4 protein-coding genes are annotated in these 25,448 nt (G+C 74.2%); 2 read left to right on the top strand and 2 right to left on the bottom strand.

What is annotated here, in order from left to right; genetic code table 11:
* Window positions 1-3: 3 nt before the first annotated feature.
* Window positions 4-1,107 (bottom strand): arylcarboxylate reductase, encoded by a 1,104-nt coding sequence (locus ACFY1U_RS31235; RefSeq protein ID WP_390697475.1) that lies wholly within the window; start codon window positions 1,105-1,107, stop codon window positions 4-6.
* Window positions 1,104-2,069 (bottom strand): ACP S-malonyltransferase, encoded by a 966-nt coding sequence (locus ACFY1U_RS31230; RefSeq protein ID WP_390697474.1) that lies wholly within the window; start codon window positions 2,067-2,069, stop codon window positions 1,104-1,106. Before ACFY1U_RS31230 ends, ACFY1U_RS31235 begins: the two co-directional genes overlap by 4 nt.
* Before the next feature lie 327 nt (window positions 2,070-2,396).
* On the opposite strand from ACFY1U_RS31230, the gene ACFY1U_RS31225 reads away from it, so the two are divergent.
* Both ACFY1U_RS31225 and ACFY1U_RS31220 read left to right on the top strand, forming a co-directional pair.
* On the top strand, window positions 2,397-10,811 hold the full coding sequence (locus tag ACFY1U_RS31225) for a type I polyketide synthase (protein ID WP_390697473.1): 8,415 nt from the start codon (window positions 2,397-2,399) through the stop codon (window positions 10,809-10,811).
* Between the two features lie 22 nt (window positions 10,812-10,833).
* Window positions 10,834-25,446, top strand: coding sequence for a type I polyketide synthase (locus ACFY1U_RS31220; protein ID WP_390697472.1), 14,613 nt, complete (start codon window positions 10,834-10,836; stop codon window positions 25,444-25,446).
* Window positions 25,447-25,448: the final 2 nt, after the last annotated feature.

The following is a 25,448-nucleotide window of genomic DNA, read 5'->3' as shown; positions in this document are numbered from 1 at the left end:
CCGTCAATAAAGCCCTTCGGGGGCGGATGAAGTTGTTTGCAGGGGGGTGACGTTGGCCACTCCGTCGGACGGCCACTTTCCTTTTGGATCGTAGCGCAGGGCCTGGTCCCGTTCGAGGATGTTCGGCAGGAACAGGTCATCGTGGAGTACCGTCAAACGAACCTGGCCGGTCTTTCCGTATTCAATGACCTTGGGCCAGTCCCCCTTGTGGACGACCGTCATCGTCACCTGGGGGAAATTCGGGACATACGGCATTAATTCTGCGTTCTGTTGCACGGGCAGCCCCGCCGCGTTTCCGAAAGTGTTGCCGTAGCTGCGCCCGCAGATGCCGTCGTCCATGGCCGCGGTGAAGTCGCGGTACATGTCCGCGCTGAGCTGGGTGCCGCTCAGGCGTACGCCCTTCAGTGGGGCGACCAGTTCGGGGAAGCGGCGGATCAGCGCCTGGAAGACGGCCGGGGTGGTGTTCACGTAGTCGACCCGGCCCGGGGCGAGTACGTCCGCGATCTGTTCCAGAAGGTGCGTGGTGTACTCCTGGGCGTCAGCCAGCCGCCCGGCCCGGATCAGCCGCTTCACCCACCGCGGATCCATGTCGATCGCATACGTCCGGCCGTCGTACAGCTCGGCCGTCTCCCACACGCCGTTGCCGATCAGATGCGGCCCGGTGGGTGTCGCCTGCAGCCATGTGCGGTGCGGCAGAAAGCCCTCGGTGACGAACGACCATCGGCGCCAGGCACCTCGGTGCAGCAGCATGTCGGGGGTGTAGAAGAGCCGGCAGGGCGTGCCCGTGGTGCCCCCGGTGTCCCAGATCCGCCCGGTCAGCGGCCGGGGCACGGAAAGCGGCACCAGGTCCGTGGGGTCCATGCCGCGCAGGACCTCCACGGGGAACGGGCCGAAGGCCGTGAGCTGGTCGTAGCGGGTGAGGTCGCGCGGGTCGAAGTCCAGCTCGGCCGCCCGGCGCAGCCAGTAGGGGCTGCCGGTCACCGGATCGAAGTGCCGGGCGACCACCCGGCGGGTCCAGGCGTCCAGATCGGTGTCGAGCCAGCCCCGGACGAGCGCGTCGCACTCCGTGGCCCGGGACTCGATGGCTGTGTGGGCAGTCAACGTCATCGCCCGGTCTGTGCGGGGGCCAGGTCGATGCCCAGCTCGAAGGCGCTGGTCAGCACCTGCTGAATGTGCTCCGGCTGGTCGACGTGCACCACCGGGAACGGGAAGCGGAGAATGCCGTCGGGGATCGAGCCGCCCATGACGAGCGCGAGCCGGACACCCTCCTCCTTCATGCCGGCGCACACGTCCACCAGGCTGATCGCGTCCGTGGAGTTGCGGTCGAACAGGTCCCGCACCTCTTCCGCGGTCGTGAGCTTCTTCTGCTCCAGACAGGAGAACAGCGGCAGTTCGGGCGCCGTGAAGGGCATCGCCTTGATGTACGGGGCCATGAACTCGCGGTGGTGGCCGCGCAACGGCGAGTGCACCGCGATCGGCCGGTCCGGCAGCGGGACCATCGTGCCCGGCGGCAGTTCGGCCGCCAGTTCCTCCAACGCCGAGCGCTCCCCGGAGAGCATCAGGATCTGCATGGCGCCGTCCGCCGTGACGCCGAAGATCCCGGACAGATGAACCCCTGGCCGGCCCTCGCCCCGGTAGGCGGCGACCAGGTCGCCCTCGACGGGGGAGAAGGCCAGGGCGAGCCCCTGCTCCGGCGCCTCAGGCGGCAGTTCCGGGGTGTGGCGGGTGTGCGCCAGCATCTCGAACAGTTCCCTGCGCCCGATCGCACCGGCCAGACAGCTCGCCGTCATCGCTCCCAGACTGAGCCCGCCGAGCGCCGACGGCCGCAGCCCGTGCTCCACCAGTACGTCGTGGATGCCCAGCGCCAGCGCGGTCTCCCGGATCGTCCCCGCGCTCTGCCGCTCCTCCTGTGCGGTCGGCAGTTCCTCCTCCAGGATCTGGCCCACCGTCAGACCGGTCCAGTCGGAAATCTGCTTGTACAGATCACGCATCACGGGATAGGAGCGGTACATCTCGGTGCCGCGTACTTCGGTGCCGACGCCACCGCCGAAAAGAAAACCCAAAGACACCGTTATCTCCAAGCCGAGAATGGCCGAAAAGACCGTGGTGGACTCGGTCGGACTGCCTTCAAGCGGCGGCCGACACGTGCTCTTGCCGAGTCACGGTACCGACGTCCCGGCATTCTTGAAAGAGGGCTTCTGCGGGGCGCCATGACGGTCGTTCGGCTGTCGCGGGAGACGCTATGGAGACGATATCCGCGGGTGTCAGAGTCCTCTCATGGCCTCTCGCAATTCCCTTGCCCGGTCTGCCCGGGAAGCCCGCCGCGTATGCGGGGGAGACCGCCGGTTCCCCGGGGAAGCTGCGTCCGTCGCGCGTGAAAGGCGGAAGCGGAAGTAATGCCCGTCGAAGACGGTTTCAGGAACGGGATCGACCCGCGTACCGCGATCGCGGTCACCGGCTACTCATGCCGTCTCCCCGGCGCCGGCACCCCCGAGGCGTTCTGGCAACTGCTCGCCGCGGGCCGGCACGCCGTGACCGAGGCGCCGGCCGACCGCTGGGACACCGAGGCGCTCCGTACGTCGACGGTGCCCGACGCCGAGCGGGCCCGCTGGGGCGCGTTCCTGGACCGGGTCGACCTCTTCGACGCCGGATTCTTCGGGATCTCCCCGCGCGAGGCGACCGCCATGGACCCGCAGCAGCGGCTCGTCCTCGAACTCGGCTGGGAGGCCGTGGAACACGCCGGCACCGTCCCCGGCGACCTCGCGGGCAGCCACACCGGCGTCTTCGTCGGCGCGGACGCCGACGACTACGCTCTCCTGCGCGCCCGGCTCGGGGCCGACGGCATCACCAGGCACTCGTCGACCGGCGCCCAGCGCAGCATGATCGCCAACCGGCTGTCGTACCTCCTGGGGCTGCGCGGACCGAGCCAGACCGTCGACTCCGGGCAGTCCTCCTCGCTGGTCGCCGTGCACCTCGCCTGCCAGAGCCTGCGCTCCGGGGAGTGCACGACGGCGCTGGCCGGCGGCGTGCACCTCAACCTCGCTCCGGACAGCGCACTCGTCGTCGCGGGCAGCGGTGCTCTCTCCCCCGACGGGCGGTCGCACACCTTCGACGCCCGCGCCAACGGATACGTACGGGGCGAGGGCGGGGCCCTGGTCCTGCTCAAGACCCTCGACCGGGCCCTCGCCGACGGCGACCCGGTGCGCTGTCTGATCCTCGGCGGCGCGGTCAACAACGCGGGCGGCGCGGGCGCCGGGCTCACCGTGCCCGACGAGGGCGCCCAGCGCGAGGTGATCCACCTCGCCCACCGACGCGCGGGAACCCGGCCCGACGACGTGCACTACGTCGAACTCCACGGCACCGGCACCAAGGTGGGCGACCCCGTGGAGGCCACGGCACTCGGCGCGGCCCTCGGCACCCCGCGCACGTCCGGACAGCCGCTCACCGTGGGTTCCGCCAAGACCAACGTCGGCCACCTGGAGGCCGCCGCGGGCGTCGTCGGCCTGCTCAAGGTGATCCTCTCCCTCACGCACCAGGCCCTCCCGCCGAGCCTGCACCACACCACCCCCTCGACTCCGCTGGACGACTTGGGCCTTGCGGTCCAGCGCGACCTCACCGCCTGGCCGGCCGGCGACACGCCCCGCATCGCCGGGGTGAGCTCCTTCGGCATGGGGGGCACGAACTGCCACCTGGTGGTGGCGGACTGGCACGAACCCGGTACGCCGACGAGTCCGGGCGAGACGCCCGCATCGCCCCGAGAAGGGGAGCCGCCCGCGTCCGTCCTCCCCACCGGGCCGGCCGCCGTCGATCGGCCCGCCCCCGTGGTCCTGTCCGGGCGCGACGAAGCGGCCCTGCGCCAACAGGCCGAGCAGCTGGGCCGGTTCCTCACCGAGCACCCCGGGGTGGGGCCGACCGAGCTCGCGCCCGCCTGCGCCACGACCCGCACCCACTTCGGCACGCGGGCCGCGGTCGTCGCGACCGGCCGTGCTGACCTCCTCGCCGCGCTCGCCGCCCTCGCCGCGGCCAGGCCCGCACCGCGCCTCGTGCGGGGCACGGTCCACAGCGGCCGACTGGCCTTCCTGTTCACCGGACAGGGCAGTCAACGGCCCGGCATGGGCGCCGCGCTGTACGCAGCTCACCCGGCCTTCGCCGAGGCCTTCGACGAGGTGTGCGCCCACCTCGACCCGCTTCTGGACCGTCCCCTTCGGGACTTGGTCCTCGGCGACGCCGACACCGCGGAGCTGCACCGGACGCGGTACACCCAACCCGCGCTCTTCGCCTTCGAGACCGCTCTCCAACGGCTGTTCCAGCACTGGGGAGTGCGCCCGGACGTCGTGACCGGCCACTCCGTCGGCGAACTCGCGGCGGCACACGCGGCCGGAGTGCTGAACCTGCCCGACGCCTGTGCGCTCGTGGCGGCCCGGGGACGGCTCATGCAGGCCCTGCCCGAAGGCGGAGCCATGGTCGCCGTGGAGGCGTCGGAGTCCGAACTGCTCCCCGACCTGGCCGACTTGACCTCCCAGGTGTCGATCGCGGCGGTCAACGGACCCACCTCCACGGTCGTGTCCGGCGACGAGGAGACCGTCCTCGCGGTCGCCGGACGCTGGCGCGAACGCGGGCGCAGGACGCGACGGCTCAAGGTGAGCCACGCCTTCCACTCACCGCACATGGACGCCATGCTCGACGACTTCCGCCAGGTCGCCGAGAGCCTCACCTATCACACGCCCCGGATCCCGGTCGTCTCCAACCTGACCGGCACCACCGCCACCGCCGACGAACTGCGCACGCCGGACCACTGGGTACGCCACGCCCGCGACGCCGTCCGGTTCCTCGACGGAATACGGGCCCTGCCCGCCCACGGCGTCACCGTCCACCTGGAGATCGGCCCCGACGCCGTACTCACGCCGATGGCCCGCGACTGCGCCGCCGATGGCACCGCCGCCGCCCACGTGGCCGCGATCCGGGCCGACCGCGACGAGCCGGAGACCTTCGCCACCGCACTCGCCGAACTCCACGTCCACGGCATCCCCGTCGACTGGCGGCGACTGACGGACGGGCGCCCGGTCCCGCACCTCGACCTGCCCACCTACCCCTTCCAGCGCAAGCGGTACTGGCTGGAGGGCAACGGCGCGCCTCTGCCGGTTCCGCCGGCCCCCGTCGCCGCCGCGGGTCCGCCCCCTGACCGCGACGCCGACCTCGACCCGGCGGCACTCGTCCGCAGCAGTGTCGCGGCCGTCCTCGGACATGACTCCGCCGACGAGATCCCGACCGAAAGCACCTTCAAGGAACTCGGATTCAGCTCCCTCATGGGGGTCGAACTCTGCGAACTCCTCGGCGGCGCCCTGGGAGAGCGGCTCCCGAGCACCCTCGTCTACGACCACCCCACCCCCGACGCCCTGATCCGCCACCTGAGCGACACCACCGCTCCCGCCCCGGCCGAAGCCGGGCATCTCACGGCACTCGGCGACGCCGGTGAGGGGGTTGCGGTGGTGGGGATGGCGTGTCGGTTGCCGGGTGGGGTGGTGTCGCCGGAGGGGTTGTGGGAGTTGGTGGCTTCGGGTGGGGAGGGGGTGTCGGGGTTTCCGGTGGATCGGGGGTGGGATCTTCAGGCGTTGTTCGATGCGGATCCTGACCGTCCGGGGACGTCGTACACGCGTTTTGGGGGGTTCTTGCATGACGCGGGGGAGTTCGATGCGGACTTCTTCGGTATTTCGCCGCGTGAGGCGTTGGCGATGGATCCGCAGCAGCGGGTGTTGCTGGAGTCGGTGTGGGAGGCGGTGGAGCGGGCCGGCATCGATCCGCTGTCGTTGCGGGGCAGCCGCACCGGCGTCTTCGCCGGAGTCTTCGGCTTTCGAGACCCCCACCTGAGCGGCACACCGTCCGACAGCTCCGAGGGTCGCCATCTGACGGGTGGTGCGGCGAGTGTGTTGTCGGGGCGGGTGAGTTATGTGCTGGGGCTTGAGGGTCCGGCGGTGACGGTGGATACGGCGTGTTCGTCGTCGTTGGTGGCGTTGCATTTGGCGGTGCAGTCGTTGCGGGCGGGGGAGTGTGGGCTGGCGGTGGCGGGTGGGGTGACGGTGATGTCGTCGCCGGGGACGTTTGTGGAGTTTTCGCGGCAGCGGGGGTTGTCGGCGGATGGGCGGTGCCGGTCGTTTTCGGCGTCGGCGGACGGTACGGGCTGGTCCGAGGGTGTGGGTGTGCTGGTGCTGGAGCGGTTGTCGGATGCGCGGCGGCTTGGGCATCGGGTGTTGGCGGTGGTGCGTGGGTCGGCGGTGAATCAGGACGGGGCGTCGAACGGGTTGACGGCGCCGAGTGGTCGGGCGCAGGAGCGGGTGATCCGGGAGGCGTTGGCGGCTGCGGGGGTTGCGGCGTCCGGGGTGGATGTGGTGGAGGCGCACGGGACCGGGACGCGGTTGGGTGATCCGATCGAGGCGGGGGCGTTGCTGGCGGCGTACGGGCAGGGGCGTGAACGGCCTTTGTGGTTGGGGTCGTTGAAGTCGAACATCGGGCATACGCAGGCGGCTGCGGGTGTGGCTGGTGTGATCAAGATGGTGGAGGCGATGCGCCGGCGGGTGTTGCCGCGGACGTTGCATGTGGAGGAGCCGACGCCGCATGTGGACTGGTCGGCGGGGCGTGTGGAGTTGCTGACCGAGGCGCGGGAGTGGCCGGCCGAGGGGGAGCGTCCGCGCCGGGCGGGTGTGTCCTCGTTCGGGATCAGCGGCACCAACGCCCACGTCATCCTCGAAGAGTTCACCGAGGAGGAGCACACCGGGGCAGAGGCGTCCCCGGGCGCCGGGCCCGGCGGCACCGTCCTGTGGCCGCTCTCCGCCCGGTCCGAAGCGGCGCTGCACGCCCAGGCGCGCAAGCTGCTCGCCCACGTGAACGCCGACCCCGCAGCGCGGCCGGGCGACATCGGTCATGCCCTCGCCACCACCCGCGCCGCCCTGAACCACCGCGCGGTCGTGGTCGGAGACGACCGGGACCGGATGCTCGCCGATCTGAAGGCACTCGCGGACGGCAGCCCGTCCTCGCGGACGGTGCGGGGCACCCCCGTGCCGGGCCGCACCGCCTTCCTCTTCACGGGGCAGGGCAGCCAGTACGCCGGCATGGGCCGCGAACTGCACACCCGCTTCCCGGCTTTCGCCACCGCCCTCGACGAGCTCTTCGACGCGTTCGGCGATCGCCTGGGCCGCCCGCTGCGGGACATCGTCTTCGCCGAACCGGACTCGGCCAAGGCCGCGCTGCTGGACCGGACCGTCTTCACCCAGGCCGGCCTGTTCGCCTTCGAAGTCGCCCTGTTCCGGCTCGTGGAGACCTTCGGCATCCGGGCGGACCGGCTCGCCGGGCACTCCGTAGGGGAGATCGCCGCGGCCCACGCGGCCGGGGCGCTGTCCCTCGCCGACGCGGTCGAACTCGTCGGGCAGCGGGGACGGCTGATGGACGCCCTGCCCGAGGGCGGGGCGATGGTGTCCGTCCAGGCGGCCGAGGAGGAGGTCGCCGAACTGGTGGCGGAAACGGGCGGGCGGGCCGGGATCGCCGCCGTCAACGGCCCCCTTTCCTGTGTCCTGTCGGGCGACGAGGACGCGGTCACGCACATCGCCGACACGCTCGCCGCCCGCGGGCACCGCACCCGACGGCTGCGGGTCAGCCACGCCTTCCACTCGCACCTGATGGACCCCATGCTCGACGAGTTCACCCGGGCGGCCACCCGGCTGGGCTTCGCGGCTCCCGCCCTGCCGATCGTCTCCACCGTGACGGGGGCGCCGCTCGACACGGCGGACGCGCTGGGCCCGGAGTACTGGGCGCAACACGCTCGCCGGACCGTACGGTTCGCGGACGCGGTGCGCCGGCTGCGCGCGGACGGGGTGACCACGTTCCTGGAGATCGGCCCCGACGCCGTACTGACCGCCATGGGCCGCGACTGCCTGACCGATGACGGCGAACCGGCGGAGTTCGTGCCGCTGCTGCGTCGCGGGCACTCCCAGGAGCGGACCGTGTCCGAGGCACTCGCACGGCTCCATGTGCGCGGTGTCGTACCCGACTGGACCACCGTGTACGAGGCCCACCGGCCCCGGCGGATAGAACTGCCCACCTACGCGTTCCAGCGCAGGCGCTACTGGGAGCACGCCGTCACGGCCCGCCCGGCGGACGCCACGGGCCTGGGGCTCGCGACGGGCGGCCACCCTCTGCTGGGCGCCGCCGTACGCCCCGCGGACTCCGACACGCTCGTCCTCACCGCCCGGCTGTCCTCGCTCACCCACCCTTGGCTCGCCGACCACTCCGTGCTGGGCAACGTGCTGTTCCCCGGCGCGGGGCTGGTCGAGCTGGCCCTGCACGCCGGCCGGGAAACCGGCTGTCCGGAGCTGGAGGAACTGACGCTGCAAACGCCCCTGGTACTGCCCGACGACGGTGCCGTGGAGCTCCAGATACAGGCGGCGAGCGGCGACGCCGACGGACGGCGCGCGGTCACCGTGCACAGCCGGCCGGCCGGATCCGGCGCCCATGCCGATGCCGATGCCGAATGGACCCTGCACGCCTCGGGATTCGTCGCCCCGACCGCATCCGCCACGCCGGCGGACGTCGCCTTCGCCGAGCACTGGCCGCCGCCCGGCGCCGAACCGGTGGACCTGTCCGGCTGGTACGAGACGCTCTCCGACCAGGGTTTCGGATACGGCCCCGCGTTCCGCGGACTGCGCACCGCGTGGCGGCGCGGCACGGAGGTCTTCGCCGAACTGGCGGTACCGGAGCCGGCCGACGGATACGGGCTGCACCCGGCCCTCCTCGACGCCGCCCTCCACGCCATCGAACTGGGCGCGCTGCCGGGGGACGACACCACGCGGTTGCCCTTCGCCTGGACCGGTGTGCGCCTGGCCGTCGGCGGGGCGCGCACGGCCCGGGTCCGCCTGGCACCCGCCGGCCCCGACACGCTCACCCTGGCCTTCGCCGACGACGCAGGACAGCTCATCGCCTCGGTCGCCGCCCTGACCAGGCGCCCGGTCGACGCCGGGCAGCTCACGACGGGGCGGCGGGAACCGCTGTTGCGGATGGACTGGTCGCCGCTTCCGGCCGCCGTGAGCGGCAGTGACACGGTGCGGCCGTCATGCGCGATCGCGGGTGAGGCGGGCTGGGCCGACGTGGATCTTCCCGTCCACGAGGAACTCGCGGGCCTGGCCGCCGCCGAACCGCCCGCGGTGGTCCTGGCGTACCTCGCCGACGAGCCGAAGACGTCCGCGCGCGAACAGAGCGACATGGCAGACCGGGCCCGGGCTGCCGCCGCCCGCGCTCTGACGCTGGTCCGGCGGTGGCTGGCGGAAGAGCGGTTCGCGGGTTCGCGGCTCGTCGTCGTCACGCGGAACGCGGTCGCCACCCGGCCGGACGAGGACGTCACCGACCTGGCCCACGCCCCGGTGTGGGGCCTGCTGCGGTCGGCACGGACCGAACACCCCGAGCGCTTCGCCCTGCTCGACCTCGACGCCGAACCCCTCACGCCCCGTACCCTCGCGGCGGTGCTCGACGTGTCGGGCGAGTCCCAACTCGCCGTACGTGACGGGGCGTTGCTGGCCCCGAAGCTGACGCGTGCCGCCGCCGCACCCGCACCCCCGGGATGGCGCGCGGACGGCACCGTGCTGATCACCGGCGCGACCGGAGCGCTGGGCGCCCGGGTCGCCCGCCACCTCGTCACCGCACACGGCGTGCGCCACCTGCTGCTGGTCAGCCGCCGGGGCGAGGCCGCACCCGGCGCCGCCGCGTTGTGCGCGGACCTCACCGAACTGGGCGCACAGGTGACGCTCGCCGCCTGCGACACCTCGGACCGCACCGCGCTCGCCGACCTGCTCGCGACCGTCCCGGCCGACCACCCGCTGACGGCCGTCGTCCACGCGGCCGGCGTCCTCGACGACTGCGTCGTCGAGACCCTGGACGCCGAACGGCTCGACACCGTCCTGCGGCCCAAGACCGACGCGGCCTGGAACCTCCACGACCTCACCCGCGCACTGGACCTGAACGCCTTCGTCGTCTTCTCCTCGATCCAGGGGCTGCTGGGCGGCGCCGGACAGGCCAACTACGCCGCGGCCAACACCTTCCTCGACGCCCTGGCCCACCACCGCCGGGCCCTCGGACTGCCGGCCACCTCCCTGGCCTGGGGCCCCTGGGCCGAGGGCGGCATGGCCGACCAGCTCGGGTCGGCCGACCTCCGCCGGTTCACCCGGGCCGGCATACGGCCTCTCGACCCCGAGCAGGGGCTGCGGTTCCTCGACGCGGCACTGGCCCGCCCCGAACCGGCCCTCGTCCCGCTCGCCCTGGACACGGCCGCGCTGCGAGCCGCCGGCCCGGCGGCCCCACCCCTGCTGCGCGGCCTCGTCCGGCCCCCGGCCACGGCGAAACCCGGCGCCGAACCCGCCGCCCAGCACACCCCGAGCCTCGCGGACCGGCTGACCGGCCTCGACGCCGACGCCCGCAAAAAGGAACTGCTCACCCTCGTACGGGCCGAGACGGCAGCCGTGCTGAACCACGACGACGCCCGCGCGGTCGACGTCCGCCGCTCGTTCAAGGAACTCGGCGCCGACTCGCTCAGCGCCCTCGAACTGCGCAACCGGCTCGGCAAGGCGGTCGGCCTGCGCCTGTCACCGACCGTCGTCTTCGACCAGCCCAGCCCGGACGCCCTGGCCGCCTGGCTCGCATCGGAGCTGTGCCCGCCCCAGGACGACGAGCCGTCACCTCCACCCCCCGCGAGCGATACCGACGACGACCTGATCGACGCCATGGACGTGGCGGACCTCGTCCGCATGGCACGCCACGGCATCGAGCCCTGACCAGGACCGGGAGAGGGAAGTCATGACCCACGCACCAGCCAACCAGGAAGTCGTCGCGGCCCTGCGCGACGCCCTGAAGGAGACCGCCCGCCTGCGCCGGGAGAACCACAGCCTCCAGGCCCGCGCCGGTGAGGGGGTTGCGGTGGTGGGGATGGCGTGCCGGTTGCCGGGTGGGGTGGTGTCGCCGGAGGGGTTGTGGGAGTTGGTGGCTTCGGGTGGGGAGGGGGTGTCGGGGTTTCCGGTGGATCGGGGGTGGGATCTTCAGGCGTTGTTCGATGCGGATCCTGACCGTCCGGGGACGTCGTACACGCGTTTTGGGGGGTTCTTGCATGACGCGGGGGAGTTCGATGCGGACTTCTTCGGTATTTCGCCGCGTGAGGCGTTGGCGATGGATCCGCAGCAGCGGGTGTTGCTGGAGTCGGTGTGGGAGGCGGTGGAGCGGTCCGGCATCGATCCGCTGTCCTTGCGGGGCAGCCGCACCGGCGTTTTCGCCGGAGTCATGTACCACGACTACGGACGCGCCCTGCACCTCCCCGTGGAAGGCGTCGACGGCCAGCGCCTGACGGGTGGTGCGGCGAGTGTGTTGTCGGGGCGGGTGAGTTATGTGCTGGGGCTTGAGGGTCCGGCGGTGACGGTGGATACGGCGTGTTCGTCGTCGTTGGTGGCGTTGCATTTGGCGGTGCAGTCGTTGCGGGCGGGGGAGTGTGGGCTGGCGGTGGCGGGTGGGGTGACGGTGATGTCGTCGCCGGGGACGTTTGTGGAGTTTTCGCGGCAGCGGGGGTTGTCGGCGGATGGGCGGTGCCGGTCGTTTTCGGCGTCGGCGGACGGTACGGGTTGGTCCGAGGGTGTGGGTGTGCTGGTGCTGGAGCGGTTGTCGGATGCGCGGCGGCTTGGGCATCGGGTGTTGGCGGTGGTGCGTGGGTCGGCGGTGAATCAGGACGGGGCGTCGAACGGGTTGACGGCGCCGAGTGGTCGGGCGCAGGAGCGGGTGATCCGGGAGGCGTTGGCGGCTGCGGGGGTTGCGGCGTCCGGGGTGGATGTGGTGGAGGCGCACGGGACCGGGACGCGGTTGGGTGATCCGATCGAGGCGGGGGCGTTGCTGGCGACGTACGGGCAGGGGCGTGAACGGCCTTTGTGGTTGGGGTCGTTGAAGTCGAACATCGGGCATACGCAGGCGGCTGCGGGTGTGGCTGGTGTGATCAAGATGGTCGAGGCGATGCGCCGGCGGGTGTTGCCGCGGACGTTGCATGTGGAGGAGCCGACGCCGCATGTGGACTGGTCGGCGGGGCGTGTGGAGTTGCTGACCGAGGCGCGGGAGTGGCCGGCCGAGGGGGAGCGTCCGCGCCGGGCGGGTGTGTCCTCGTTCGGGATCAGCGGCACCAACGCCCACGTCATCCTCGAAGAGGCCCCTCTCGAAGATGCCTCTGTCGAAGAGGCCGCTCCCGCTGATTCCCCCGAACTCGTCGCCCCGGACGACCGGCCTGTACCGCTCGTGCTCTCCGCCCGCACGCCGCAAGCGCTGCGCGACCAGGCGAGCCGCCTCCTCCCCTTCCTCCGGGAGCCCGGCAACGCCCTGCGTGACCTGGGCTTCTCCCTGCTGACCACACGCCCCCTCTTCGACCGGCGTGCCGTCGTGTGCGGAACCGACCGGCAGACGATCGTCGACGCGGTCACCGCGCTGGCCGCAGGCTCCCCCAGCCCGGACGTGGCCGAGGGCGAGGCGGCTGTCACCGGCTCGGTCGCCTTCGTGTTCCCGGGGCAGGGGTCGCAGTGGGCGGGAATGGCGGCCGAACTGCTGGATTCCTCGCCGGTGTTCGCGGCGCGGATGGCCGAGTGCGAGGCGGCGTTGGCGCCGTTCGTGGACTGGTCGCTGACGGAGGCGGTGCGGTCGGGGCGTGCTTGGGAGGGCGTGGACGTGGTCCAGCCCGCTCTGTTCGCGGTGATGGTGTCGTTGGCGGAGGTGTGGCGGTCGTACGGGGTCGTTCCCGATGCGGTGGTGGGGCACAGTCAGGGGGAGATCGCGGCCGCCGTGGTGGCGGGTGCGCTGTCGTTGGAGGACGGGGCACGGGTCGTCGCCCTGCGCAGCCGGGCGTTGGGTGCGCTCGCCGGACGCGGCGGCATGGTCTCCCTCGCCCTGCCGCCCGACCAGGTGCGCGAACTCGTCGTGGAACGCCCGGGACTCTCGCTCGCCGCTCTCAACGCCCCGACGGCCGCCGTCGTCTCCGGCGACCCGGCCACCTTGGACGCCCTGCTCGCCGACTGCGAGGCAAGGAACGTACGCGCCCGGCGTATCGACGTCGACTACGCCTCCCACTCCGACCACGTCGAGGAGATCCGCGAGGAGCTGCTCGGTGCTCTGGCCGGACTGCGGCCCGCCAAGAGCCGTATCCCCCTGTACTCCACGGTCGCCGACGGCGGATGGCTCGACACGGAGGGCATGGACGCGGACTACTGGTACCGCAACCTGCGCGAGACCGTCGGCTTTGAACCCGCCGTACGTGCCCTGGCCGCCGCGGAGTTCACCGCCTTCGTCGAGGTCAGCCCGCACCCGGTGCTCACCATGGGCGTCTCGGAGACCGTCCAGGACACCGGCGGAGTCGCGCTCGGCACCCTGCGGCGCGGCGAGGGCGGCATGCAGCGCGTCGTGCGCTCGCTGGCGGAGGCGTTCGCCCACGGCGTCCCCGTCGACTGGCAGCCCCTGTTCGACGGCACCGGAGCCCGCACGGTCGAGGTCCCCACCTATCCCTTCCAGCGCAGCCGTTACTGGCTGAACCCGCCCACCGCCGCGGATCCCGGACCCGCCGCCGATGCGGCCGACGCCGGGCTGTGGCAGGAGATCGAGGGCGAGGACACCGGGACCGTCGCCCGCTCCCTCGGCGTGGCACCCGACGCCGCCGGCGAGGTACTGCCGGCCCTGTCCGCCTGGCGGGAGCGACGGCTGCGCGAGCGGCGTGCCGACGCACTGCGGTACCGCATCGGGTGGCGGCCCCTCTCCCTCGCCGCGTCGGCCACACTCCCCGAACGCTGGATCGTCGTACGTCCCCCACACACCGGCGGGCAGGACGTGGTCGACGCACTGGCCGCCGCCGGCGCCGACCCGGTCGTCATCACCGCGTCCGGCCCGGACGACGACCGCTCCTTCCTCACCGAGGCACTGCGCGCCGCCCTGGCCGACGGCCCGGTCGCCGGAGTGCTGTCGCTGCTCGCCGACGAGGAGCGCCCGCACCCGGCCCACCCCGACGTGCCGGGCGGCCTGGCACTCACCCTCGCCCTGGTCCAGGCACTCGGCGACAGCGGCATCTCGGCGCCCCTGTGGTGCGCGACGCGCGGCCTGGTCGCCGTCGGCGGCGGCGAGCAGCCCGGCGCGTGGGCGCAGGCCGCGGTCGCCGGGCTCGGACGGACCGTCGCCCTGGAACGCCCGGACCAGTGGGGCGGACTCGTGGACCTGCCCGCCCAGGTGGACGAGCGGGCCGGCGGCCGGCTCTGCGCGGTGCTGGCCCAGGTGACGGACGAGGACCAGGTCGCGGTGCGGTCCTCCGGTGTGTTCGGGCGGCGGCTCCTGCCCGTGACCGGGCGCCGTGAGGTCACGCGCAGCCCGGCCCCGCACGGCACCGTGCTCGTCACCGGCGGAACCGGCGGCGTCGGCGCCCATGTGGCCCGTGACCTGGCCGCACGCGGCGCCGACCACCTGCTGCTGGTCAGCAGGCGCGGCCCGGACGCCCCCGGAGCCGACGCCCTGCACGCCGAACTCACCGAGCTGGGCGCCCGGGTGACGATCGCCGCCTGCGACGTGGCCGACGAGACGGCCCTGCGGGCGCTGCTCGGCACCGTCCCCGCCGAGTCGCCCCTCACGACCGTGATCCACGCCGCCGGAGTCCTCGACGACGGCACCCTCGACACCCTCGACAACGCCCGGCTCGCCACGCTGATGCGGGTCAAGGTCACCGCCGCCCGCGCACTGCACGAGGCCACCGCCGCGCTGGAGCCCGCCGACTTCGTGGTCTTCACCTCCTTCATGGGTGTCCTCGGCAGCGCGGGCCAGGGCAACTACGCCGCCGCCAACGCCGCACTCGACGCGCTGGTCGCACAGCGCCGGGCGGCCGGGCTGCCGGGGACGGCCATCGCCTGGGGCGCCTGGGCCGGCGGCGGCCTGGTCGAGGCCGAGACCGCCGAGCGCCTGAAGTCCCTCGGCATCGCCGCGATGGACCCCGAGGATGCCGTCCGCGCCTACTCCGCTGCCCTGGCGGACGGCGACGACCTGGCCGTCGTCGCCGACGTGGACTGGGACCGCTTCCAGCAGGCCGTCGCGCTGCCCGGCACCGCGCTGCTGAGCGCGCTGCCCTCCGGCACGGTTGAGTCGGCCCCGGCCGCGCAGGAGCGCCCGGTCCGCGGCGAACTGGCCGCCCTGCCCGCCGCCGAGCGCGTCCGGTACGTCACCGACCTCGTCCGCACCCATGCGGCGGCCGTACTGCGGCACCGGGCCGGCTCCGACATCCCGGCCGCCCGGGCCTTCGCCGAGCTCGGCTTCGACTCGCTCACCGCGGTGGAACTGCGCAACCGTATCGGCGCCGCGACCGGACTGCGCCTGCCGGCGACCGTGCTGTTCGACCACCCCACGCCCCAGTCCCTGGCCGCCCACCTGCTCACCGAACTGGCCCCCGGCGACGCAGGGCCGGACACCGGCGACCACACCGCCGGTACCGGCACGACGGACGCGCACGACGAACCGATCGCCGTCATCGGCATCGGCTGCCGGTTCCCCGGCGCCCACGGCCCGGAAGCCTTCTGGGAGTTGCTGCGCGAGGGGCGCGACGTCATCGCCGACTGGCCGGCCGACCGAGGCTGGGACACCGCCCGGCTCTACCACCCCGACCCCGACCGGCCCGGCACCACCTACAGCCGCAGCGGAGGATTCCTCACCGACGTCGGCGGCTTCGACGCGGAGTTCTTCGGCATCTCCCCGCGTGAGGCACTGGCCATGGACCCCCAGCAGCGGCTCCTGCTGGAGACCTGCTGGGAGACCGTCGAGCACGCCGGCATCGACCCGGCCTCCCTGCGCGGCCGGCCCGTCGGCGTGTACGTCGGCACCAACGGCCAGGACTACCCGCTGCGCCTGGACGGCGCCCCCGACGTGTCCGAGGGGCACGCCCTGACCGGCAACACGGCCAGCGTGATGTCCGGCCGGGTGTCCTACGCGCTAGGCCTGGACGGGCCCGCCCTCACCGTCGACACCGCGTGCTCCTCCTCGCTGGTCACCCTGCACCTGGCCGCCCAGGCACTACGGCGCGGCGAGTGCGCCCAGGCCCTGGCCGGCGGGGTCACCGTCATGACCACACCCAAGCTGTTCGTCGAGTTCAGCCGGCAGCGCGGCCTCGCCCCGGACGGCCGCTGCAAGGCGTTCGGCGCGGGCGCCGACGGCACCGGCTGGGCCGAGGGTGTCGCCATGCTCCTCCTGGAGCGGCTGTCCGACGCCGAACGCCACGGACACCGTGTCCTCGCCGTGCTGCGCGGCACCGCCGTCAACCAGGACGGCGCCAGCAACGGGCTCACCGCCCCGAACGGACCGGCGCAGCAGCGCGTGATCCGCGCCGCGCTCGCCGACGCCCGCCTCGCACCCGACGACATCGACGCGGTGGAGGCACACGGCACCGGCACCCGGCTCGGCGACCCCATCGAGGCCCAGGCCCTGCAGACCGTGTACGGCGAGAGCAGGGGCGCCGGCCGGCCGGTGTGGCTCGGCTCGGTGAAGTCCAACATCGGTCACACCCAGGCCGCCGCGGGTGTCGCCGGAGTCATCAAGATGGCCCTCGCCCTCCGCCACGGCGTCCTGCCCGCGACCCTGCACGCCGCGGAACCGAGCCCCCACGTCGACTGGGACACCGCGGGCCTGAGGCTGCTCACCGAGGCGACGCCCTGGCCGCGGACCGGCCGGCCGCGACGCGCGGGCGTCTCCTCGTTCGGTATCAGCGGCACCAACGCCCACGTGATCGTCGAGCAGGCGCCCATCAGCCCGGCCGACGGGCAGCCCCGGCCCGTCAGCCCTCAGCTCGTCGACTCCCGTCCTGTACGGCCCCAGTCCGCCGGCTCACAGTCCGTACCGCCTCTGCCGCTGCTGCTGTCCGCACGCACCCCGGCCGCCCTCCGCGCCCAGGCCGCCCGGCTCGCCACCCACCTGGACGCCCACCCCGACCTCCCGCTGCCCGACGTGGCCCGCGCCCTGGCCGTCGGCCGCTCGGCCCTCGACCACCGCGCCGCCGTCACCGCCGCCGACCGGACCGCGGCCCGCGCCGCCCTCGACGCCCTGGCCGCCGGCGGACCGGCCACCGCACTGCTCACGGGCACCGTGGCCACCGGCCGCACCGCGTTCCTCTTCCCCGGCCAGGGCAGCCAGCGGCCCGCCACCGGTGCCCGCCTCTACCGGGACGAGCCCGTGTTCGCCGAGGCCCTGGACGAGGTGCTCACCCACTTCGCACCGCACCTCGATGTGCCCCTGCGAGACCTCCTCTTCGCCGCCGAGGGCAGCCATGAGGCGGGCCTGCTGGACCGCACCCGCTACACCCAGCCCGCCCTGTTCGCCCTGGAAGTCGCCCTGTTCCGGCTGCTCGGCCACTGGGGCGTCGTACCGGATCTGCTGCTCGGGCACTCGGTCGGCGAACTGACCGCCGCCCACGTCGCCGGAGTCCTCGACCTGCCCGACGCCTGCGCCCTGGTCGCCGCACGCGGCGCACTGATGGAACAGCTTCCCGACGGCGGCGCCATGGTGGCCGTCGAGGCCGCCGAGGACGAGGTCGCCGCCCACCTGGACGGCGCGGTCGCGGTCGCCGCCGTCAACGGGCCACGGTCCGTGGTGCTCAGCGGCGACGAGGACGCCGTCCTCGCCGTGGCCGAGACCTTCCGCGCCCGGGGCCGCCGCACCCGGCGCCTGCCCGTCAGCCACGCCTTCCACTCACCCCGCATGGACGGCATGCTCGACGCCTTCCGCGAGGTCGCCGCCGGACTGTCGTACGGCGAACCCCGCATCCCCGTCGTCTCCAACCTCACCGGCAGGCCCGCCACCGCGGAGGAACTGGCGTCCCCGGACTTCTGGGTGCGGCACGTGCGGGGCACCGTGCGCTTCCTCGACGGTGTCCGGGCGCTGGCGGACGCGGGCGCCACGACCTTCGTGGAGGCCGGCCCCGGCGGCGCTCTCTCAGCCCTGCTGGCCGAGTGCCTTCCGGGCGGCGAGGCGGTCCCTCTGCTGCCGAAGGACCGTCCCGAGGGCCCCGCCGTCCTGGACGCCCTGGCCCGGCTCCATGTCAGGGGCGTGGCCGTGGACTGGCCGGCCGGCGCCGGCAGCGCGCCGTCCGCCCCGCACGTCGACCTCCCCACCTACCCCTTCCAGCACGAACGGTTCTGGCCGCAGGCCACGCCACCCGGCGGCACCGACCCCCTGTGGGACCTGATCGGCGGGGCCGACGCCCCGGCCGTCGCCGAGTCGCTGGGCGTCACCGAGCACGCGCCCCTGAGCGAGGTCCTGCCCGCGCTGACGGCCTGGCGCTCCCGGCACGAGGAGGAGACCGAGGCCGCCCGCCACCAGTACCGCGTCGACTGGCAGCCGCTGCCCACCCCCGCCGCGGGCCGCCTCGACGGCACCTGGCTGCTGGTCGCACCCGACGACGCCGACGCCGAACTCGTCGCCTCCTGCGGCCGCGCGCTCGGCGAGAACGGCGCTCGGGTGACCGTCCTGCACACCGCACCCGACATCACAGGGCCGGAACTCACCGAGCACCTTTCGGACGGCGTCACAGGTGTCCTCTCCCTCACTGGGCGACTCCCGCTGACGGTGCGTCTGCTCCAGGCCCTCGCGGACCACGGCAGCCGGGCCCGGCTGTGGTGCGCCACGTCCGGTGCGGTGGCCACCGGCCCGGACGAGGCACCCGACCCCGAGCAGGCACAGGTGTGGGGCCTGGGCAGGGTCGCCGCGCTGGAACACCCCGACCGCTGGGGCGGTCTCGTCGACCTCCCCGAGCGTCCCGACGCCGCCGCCCTGCGCACACTCTGCGCCTGCCTGAGCGGCGAGGCGGGCCCCGAGGACCAGATCGCCCTACGGCGCAGCGGTCCGCTCGGCCGCCGGATCGTGCCCTCGGCCCCGGCCGCCCTGTCCACCTGGGCGCCGCAGGGCACCGTACTCGTCACCGGCGGCACCGGCGGGATCGGCGCTCAGGTGGCCCGCTGGCTGGCCGCGCGGGGTGCCGAGCATCTGGTGCTGACCGGGCGGCGCGGCCCGCAGGCCCCGGGAGCGGCCGAACTCCGCACGGAACTCCAGGCCTCGGGAACCCGGGTGACGATCGAGACCTGCGACGTCGCCGACCGCTCCCGCCTCGGCGCGCTCCTCGACCGGCTCCGCGCGGACGGCGACACACCGCGCGCGGTGTTCCACGCCGCCGGAACCGTCACCGACACCCGCATCGAGCACTGCACCCCCGCACAACTGCGCGCCGAACTCGCCCCCAAGGCCGATGGCGCCGACCACCTGCACGACCTGCTCGCGGACACACCGCTCGACGCCTTCGTGCTCTTCTCCTCCATCGCCGGCACCTGGGGCAGCGGCGGCCAGGGCGCGTACGCCGCCGCCAGCGCGCACCTCGACGCGCTCGCCGCCCGCCGTACGGCCGCGGGCCTGCCCGCGACCTCCGTCGCCTGGGGGCCCTGGCAGGGCACCGGAATGGCGGCGGGCGAGGCGGGCCGTGCGCTGAGCCGCCACGGCCTGACCGGACTGCCGCCCGCCCTCGCGCTCGGCGCGCTGGGCCGGATCCTCGGCGCGGGCGAGACCCACGCCGTGGTGGCCGACGTGGACTGGGCGCGGTTCGTCCCGGTGTTCACCTCCGCGCGGCCCAGCCCGCTGCTGGAACCGGTGACGGTCGAGCCGGAGCAGGCGAGTGGCCCGCAGGAACACACGCAGTCCTGGCAGGAGCGACTGGCCGCCCTGCCCGCGGCGGAGGGCCGGCGGCTGCTCGTCGAACTCGTCAGCCAGGAGGCGGCACGGATCCTGGGCCACACCTCCTCCGACCGCGTCGATCCCGAACGCCCGCTGCGCGAGATCGGGTTCGACTCCATCACGGCCGTCGAACTGCGCAACCGTCTCGTGCGGGCCACCGGCCTGAACCTGCCGGTCACCGCCCTCTTCGACCACCCCACCGGGACGGACCTCGCGCACCGCATCCACGCCGATCTCACGGGAACCGGCACCGATGCCGATGCCGATGCCGATGCCGATGCCGATGCCGATGCCGTGCCTCCCGTGGAAGTGCGGGAAGCGGACCTCGCGGGAGACCCCCTCGCGGTCGTCGCGATGGCCTGCCGCTTCCCGGGCGGCGTGCATACCCCCGAGGACCTGTGGCGGCTCCTGGCCGATGAGGTGGACGCCATCGGCCCCGTCCCCGCCGACCGGGGCTGGGAGGCGGCCGAGGCCTTTCCCACCTCGGGAGGCGGCTTCCTCGACGAGGCGGGCGACTTCGACGCCGCCTTCTTCGGGATCTCGCCGCGTGAGGCGCTGGCGATGGACCCGCAGCAGCGGCTGCTCCTGGAGGTCTCCTGGGAGGTGCTGGAACGCGCCGGCATCGACCCCCTCTCCGTGCGCGGCAGCCGGGGCGGCGTGTTCGTCGGCGTCGCCTCCCAGGGTTACGGCACCGGGCCCGCTGCCGCCGTCGACGAGGTGGAGGGCCATCTGCTCAGCGGCAACGTCACCAGCGTGGCGTCCGGCCGCATCGCCTACACCCTGGGCTTGGAAGGCCCGGCGGTCACGGTGGACACCGCCTGCTCCTCCTCACTGGTGGCCCTGCACCTCGCCGGGCAGGCCCTGCGCTCCGGCGACTGCTCGTTCGCACTCGTCGGCGGCGCCGCCGTGATGGCCGCCCCGGACGTCTTCCTGGAGTTCGGCAAGCAGGGCGGCCTCTCGGCCGACGGCCGCTGCCGCTCGTTCGCGGACGGCGCCGACGGCACCGGCTGGGGCGAGGGAGCGGGCGTCATCCTGGTCGAGCGGCTCTCCGAGGCGCGCCGCAACGGCCACCCGGTCCTCGCCGTCGTACGCGGCACCGCCGTCAACCAGGACGGCGCCAGCAACGGGCTGACGGCCCCCAACGGGCTGGCCCAGCAGCGGGTCATCCGCCAGGCACTGACCAGCGCGGGCCTGCACGCCGAGGACGTGGACGCGGTCGAGGCGCACGGCACCGGCACGGCCCTCGGCGATCCCGTCGAGGCCCAGGCGCTGCTGGCGACGTACGGGCAGGGGCGTGAACGACCGCTGTGGCTCGGGTCGTTGAAGTCGAACATCGGACACACCCAGGCCGCCGCCGGCGTCGCCGGAGTGATGAAGACCGTCCTGGCCATGCGGCACGGCCTGCTGCCCCGCACGCTGCACGCCGACACGCCCACCCCGCAGGTCGAGTGGTCGACGGGTACCGTCCGTCTCCTGGACCGCGCACGCCCCTGGCCGGACACCGGCCGCCCCCGCCGTGCCGGCGTCTCCGCCTTCGGCATGAGCGGCACCAACGCGCATGTGGTCCTGGAGTCGGCGGAGCCCGCGAACGCGGTGGCGGAGGCGGCCGACCGTACGCCTGCGGTCCCGGCGGTGGCAGCCGATGCGCACGCGGTAGCGGGCGCGGCGCACGACCGTGGGCCTGCGGCCTCGACGCTGGCGGCCGACACGCACGCGGTCGCCGACAGCACGCCCGCGGCCTCGGAGATGCCGGCCGACGCGAACGCGGTCGTGGACGCTGCCGACGGTCCGCCTGTGGCTTCGGCGGTGGCGGCCGATGCGAACGCGGTCGCCGGGGCGGGCGGCAGCAGTCCTGCCTCGCCGGTGGCGGGCGACCGTATCCCTGTGGGCTCGGCGGCGGCCGACGCGCTGGCGGTCGCAGAGGCGGCGGGCGACACGCCCCACACCTCGGCCGTGGCGGACGATGTGAGCGCGGTGGTGGAGGCTGCTGACGGTCCGCCTGTGGCTTCGGCGGTGGGGGCCGATGCGAACGTGGTCGCCGGGGCGGGCGGCAGCAGTCCTGCCTCGCCGGTGGCGGCCGACCGTATCCCTGTGGGCTCGGCGGCGGCCGACGCGCAGGCGGTCGCAGAGGCGGCGGGCAACACGCCCCACGCCTCGGCAGAGGCGGACGCCTCGCACACGGAGCGGGGGCCTTCGGCCCCGGCGGAAGCTGCGTCCGCTCCCCAGCTCGCGCCGCGGGCCGCCGCGCCGGCACAAGCCCCCTCCACCCCGCTGCCCTGGCTGCTGTCCGCCCGCACCCCGGCCGCTCTGCGCGAGCAGGCCCGCCGCCTGCGCGACCACCTGACCGCGCACCCCGAGCTCGCCCCGGCCGACGTCGCTCACACCCTCGCGACCACCCGTGCCGCGCTGCCCCACCGCGCCGCGGTGATCGGCGCGGACCGTACCCGGCTGCTGGCTGCCCTCGGCGGGCTGGCCGCCGGACCGGCCGCCCCCGTGCAGGGCCGGGCCCGCGGTGCCGGCAGGACCGTGTTCGTCTTCCCCGGGCAGGGCTCGCAGTGGGCCGGGATGGCCGTCGAACTGCTCGACAGCGCACCGGAGTTCGCCGCGCGGATCGCCGAGTGCGAGCGGGCCCTCGCCCCGCACGTCGACTGGTCCCTGAGGGAAGTCCTGGGCTGCGCCGCCGACCTGGAGCGGGTCGACGTCGTCCAGCCCGCCCTGTTCGCCGTGATGGTCGCGCTCGCCGCGCAGTGGCAGGCGGCCGGGGTGCGACCGGACGCCGTGGTGGGACACAGCCAGGGCGAGATCGCAGCCGCCTGCGTGGCCGGCGTTCTGACCCTCGAGGACGCGGCGATGATCGTGGCGCTGCGCAGCCGGGCGCTGCGCCGGCTGTCCGGGGCGGGTGGCATGGCCTCCCTCGCCGTCGGCGAGGAACGGGCCCGCGCCCTCCTGGCCCCCTTCGGAGACCGGGTCTGCGTGGCCGCGGTCAACGGCCCCGACGCCCTCGTGGTCGCGGGCGAGCCCGCCGCACTGGACTCCCTGGTCGCCGCCTGCCAGGCGGAAGGCGTGCGCGCCCGGCTCATCCCGGTCGACTACGCAGCCCACTCGGCCCAGGTGGAACAGGTGCGCGACGACCTGCTCACCGCCCTGGCCGGGGTACGGCCCCGGCCGGGCGACGTGCCGCTTTACTCCACCGTCACCGGCGAACGGATCGACGGAACGCGGCTGACCGCCGACTACTGGTACCGCAACCTCCGCGAACCTGTCGCCTTCGACCGCGCCACCGACCGGCTGCTCGCCGACGGACACGACCTGTTCGTCGAGACCAGCCCACACCCCGTGCTCACCGCCGGCGTCGACGGCACCGCCGACCGCGCCGGACGCCCCGCCACCGCCGTCGGCACCCTCCGGCGCGACGACGGCGGCCCCGACCGGCTGCTCACCTCGCTCGCCGAGGCATGGACCGCCGGCGCCGAGGTGGCCTGGCCGCGGCTGCTGCTGCACAGCGCCCCCGGCGCTCAGCGGGTCGACCTGCCCACGTACGCCTTCCAGCGGACCCGCTACTGGCTGCCCAGCCCGGGCCGTGCCGCGCAGGCGGACGGACCGGTGGACGGCGCCTTCTGGGCGGCTGTCGCCGAGGGCGACCCGGCCCGGCTGGCCGCCGCCCTCGGCGCGGACCCGGGCGACGCCCCCGACGGCTTCGGTCCCGCACTGCGCGAGGTGCTGCCCGTCCTGTCCGGCTGGCGCCGGGCCCGCGAGGAACAGCGGGCCCTGGACACCTTCGGCTACCGACTGCGCTGGCAGCCGCTGCCCGAACCGCCCGCCGCCGCACCCACCGGCGACTGGCTGGTGGTCGTGCCCGAAGGACACGCGGAAGCGCCGCAGGCCGGTGCCTGCCTGGAAGCGTTGCGGTTCGGCGGGGCCCGGGTGAAGACCGTCGTCACGGACCCGGCCGCCCCCGGCGACACCTACCGCGCCGTGAGCGAGGCCGTCACCCCCGCCGACACCGGTGTGCTGTCCCTGCTGGCCCTGGACGAACGCCCCGCGTCCGGCCGTACGGCGACCCTCACCGCCACCCTGGAACTCCTGCGGGCACTCGACACCCGGGGTGTCCCGGCCCCGCTGTGGTGCGTGACGAGCGGTGCCGTCGCCGTACACCCCGACGAACCCCTGACCCACCCGGGCCAGGCCCGGCTCTGGGGCCTCGGTCAGGTCCTGGGCCTGGAGCAGCCGCAGCGCTGGGGCGGCATCGCCGACCTGCCGACCCACCCCGGCCCCGACGAGGTGCGACGGCTCGCGGTCCTGCTGGCCGGCGGCATCGAGGACGACCACCTCGCCGTACGCGCCGACGGCGCCCACGTACGACGTCTGGTCCGTGAGTCGCCTGCCCCGGCACCCGCATCTCCCGGCTGGAGTCCGGCCGGTGGCGCCGTCCTGGTCACGGGCGGCACGGGAGCGCTGGACGCGGAGATCGCCCGCTGGTTCGCCGCCGACGGTGCCCTGCACGTTGTCCTCGCCACCGGCGGCGAGCCACCGTCCGGGCTGCGCGACGAACTCGCCGCCCTGGGCGCCTCGTTGACCGTCGAAGAGACCTCCGCCGACCTGCTCCAGCTGCTGTCCGCGCTGCCCGCCGAGGCACCGCTGACAGCCGTCGTCCACCTGGCCGACGCCCCCACGGCACCCGGGGCGGCCCTCGCCGACCTCACCCCCGAGACCCTGGAGCAGGCCGTCCGCCAGGCCCTCGGGCCGGTCCCGGACCTCGTCGGACTGATCGCTCCCGAGACCGCCGTCGCCGTCCTGTGCCCGCTCGGCGGGATCTGGGGGGCGGCCCGCGAAGCCGCGTCCACCAGCGCCTACGCCGGCCTGCGCGCACTGCTGCGGGCCTCGGGCGGGCGGCGCTTCCTCATGGCCGTCGGCGGACTCGACCCACGGTCGGCGCAGACCGAGCGTCCCCTCCCCGCCGACACGGTCGCCCGGGCACTGAGCCGGGCCCTGAAGGGCGCCGAGCCCGATCCCGTCCTCGCCGACGTGCGCTGGGACCGAGTCGTCGCCGCCGTACCGACGGACCGGGCGCTGCGCCTGCTCGCCGAACTGCCGGAAGCCACCACGGACGCCCCCTCCGGCGACCAGGAGACCGGCGCCGGTGAACTCGCCGCACAGCTCGCGCCGTTGGACGAACCGGCCCGCCGACGGCTCCTGCTCGACCTCGTCGCCGACCACGCGGCGGCCGTCCTGGGCCACACCGACCGCCAGTCGGTCCCACCGGACCAGGCGTTCTCCGCGGTCGGCTTCGACTCGATGCTCGCCGTGCAGTTCCGCAACCGGCTGCGCGCCGCGACCGGCCTGCCGCTGGCGGCGACCACCGTCTTCGACCACCCCACCCCGCTGGCCCTGGCCGACCATCTCCACGAAGGGCTGTGCGGCGTGCCGGACCCACTCGCACCGGCACTCGCCGAACTCGACGCGCTGGAGGCCGCCCTGACCGCGGCCGACCCAGGCGCCCCCGGCGCCGACGACATCGGGCCGCGCCTGCAGAACCTGATGCGTGTGTGGGCCCGGCGTACCGCGCCCGAGGACCGGGCCTCCGACGCCGACGACATCGGCTCCGCAAGCGCCGACGAACTCTTCGAACTCCTTGACAACAACTTCGGAATGGCCTGAGG

The sequence above is a fragment of the Streptomyces sp. NPDC001351 genome (assembly GCF_042896045.1).
Lineage (GTDB): Bacteria > Actinomycetota > Actinomycetes > Streptomycetales > Streptomycetaceae > Streptomyces.
This window is presented reverse-complemented; position numbering and strand designations above follow the sequence as displayed.

Excerpts from the sequence above, each read along its gene's own strand:
- ACFY1U_RS31235 (WP_390697475.1), bottom strand. The coding sequence starts at position 1,107 with ATGACGTTGACTGCCCACACAGCCATCGAGTCCCGGGCCACGGAGTGC.
- ACFY1U_RS31225 (WP_390697473.1), top strand. The coding sequence starts at position 2,397 with ATGCCCGTCGAAGACGGTTTCAGGAACGGGATCGACCCGCGTACCGCG.
- ACFY1U_RS31220 (WP_390697472.1), top strand. The coding sequence starts at position 10,834 with ATGACCCACGCACCAGCCAACCAGGAAGTCGTCGCGGCCCTGCGCGAC.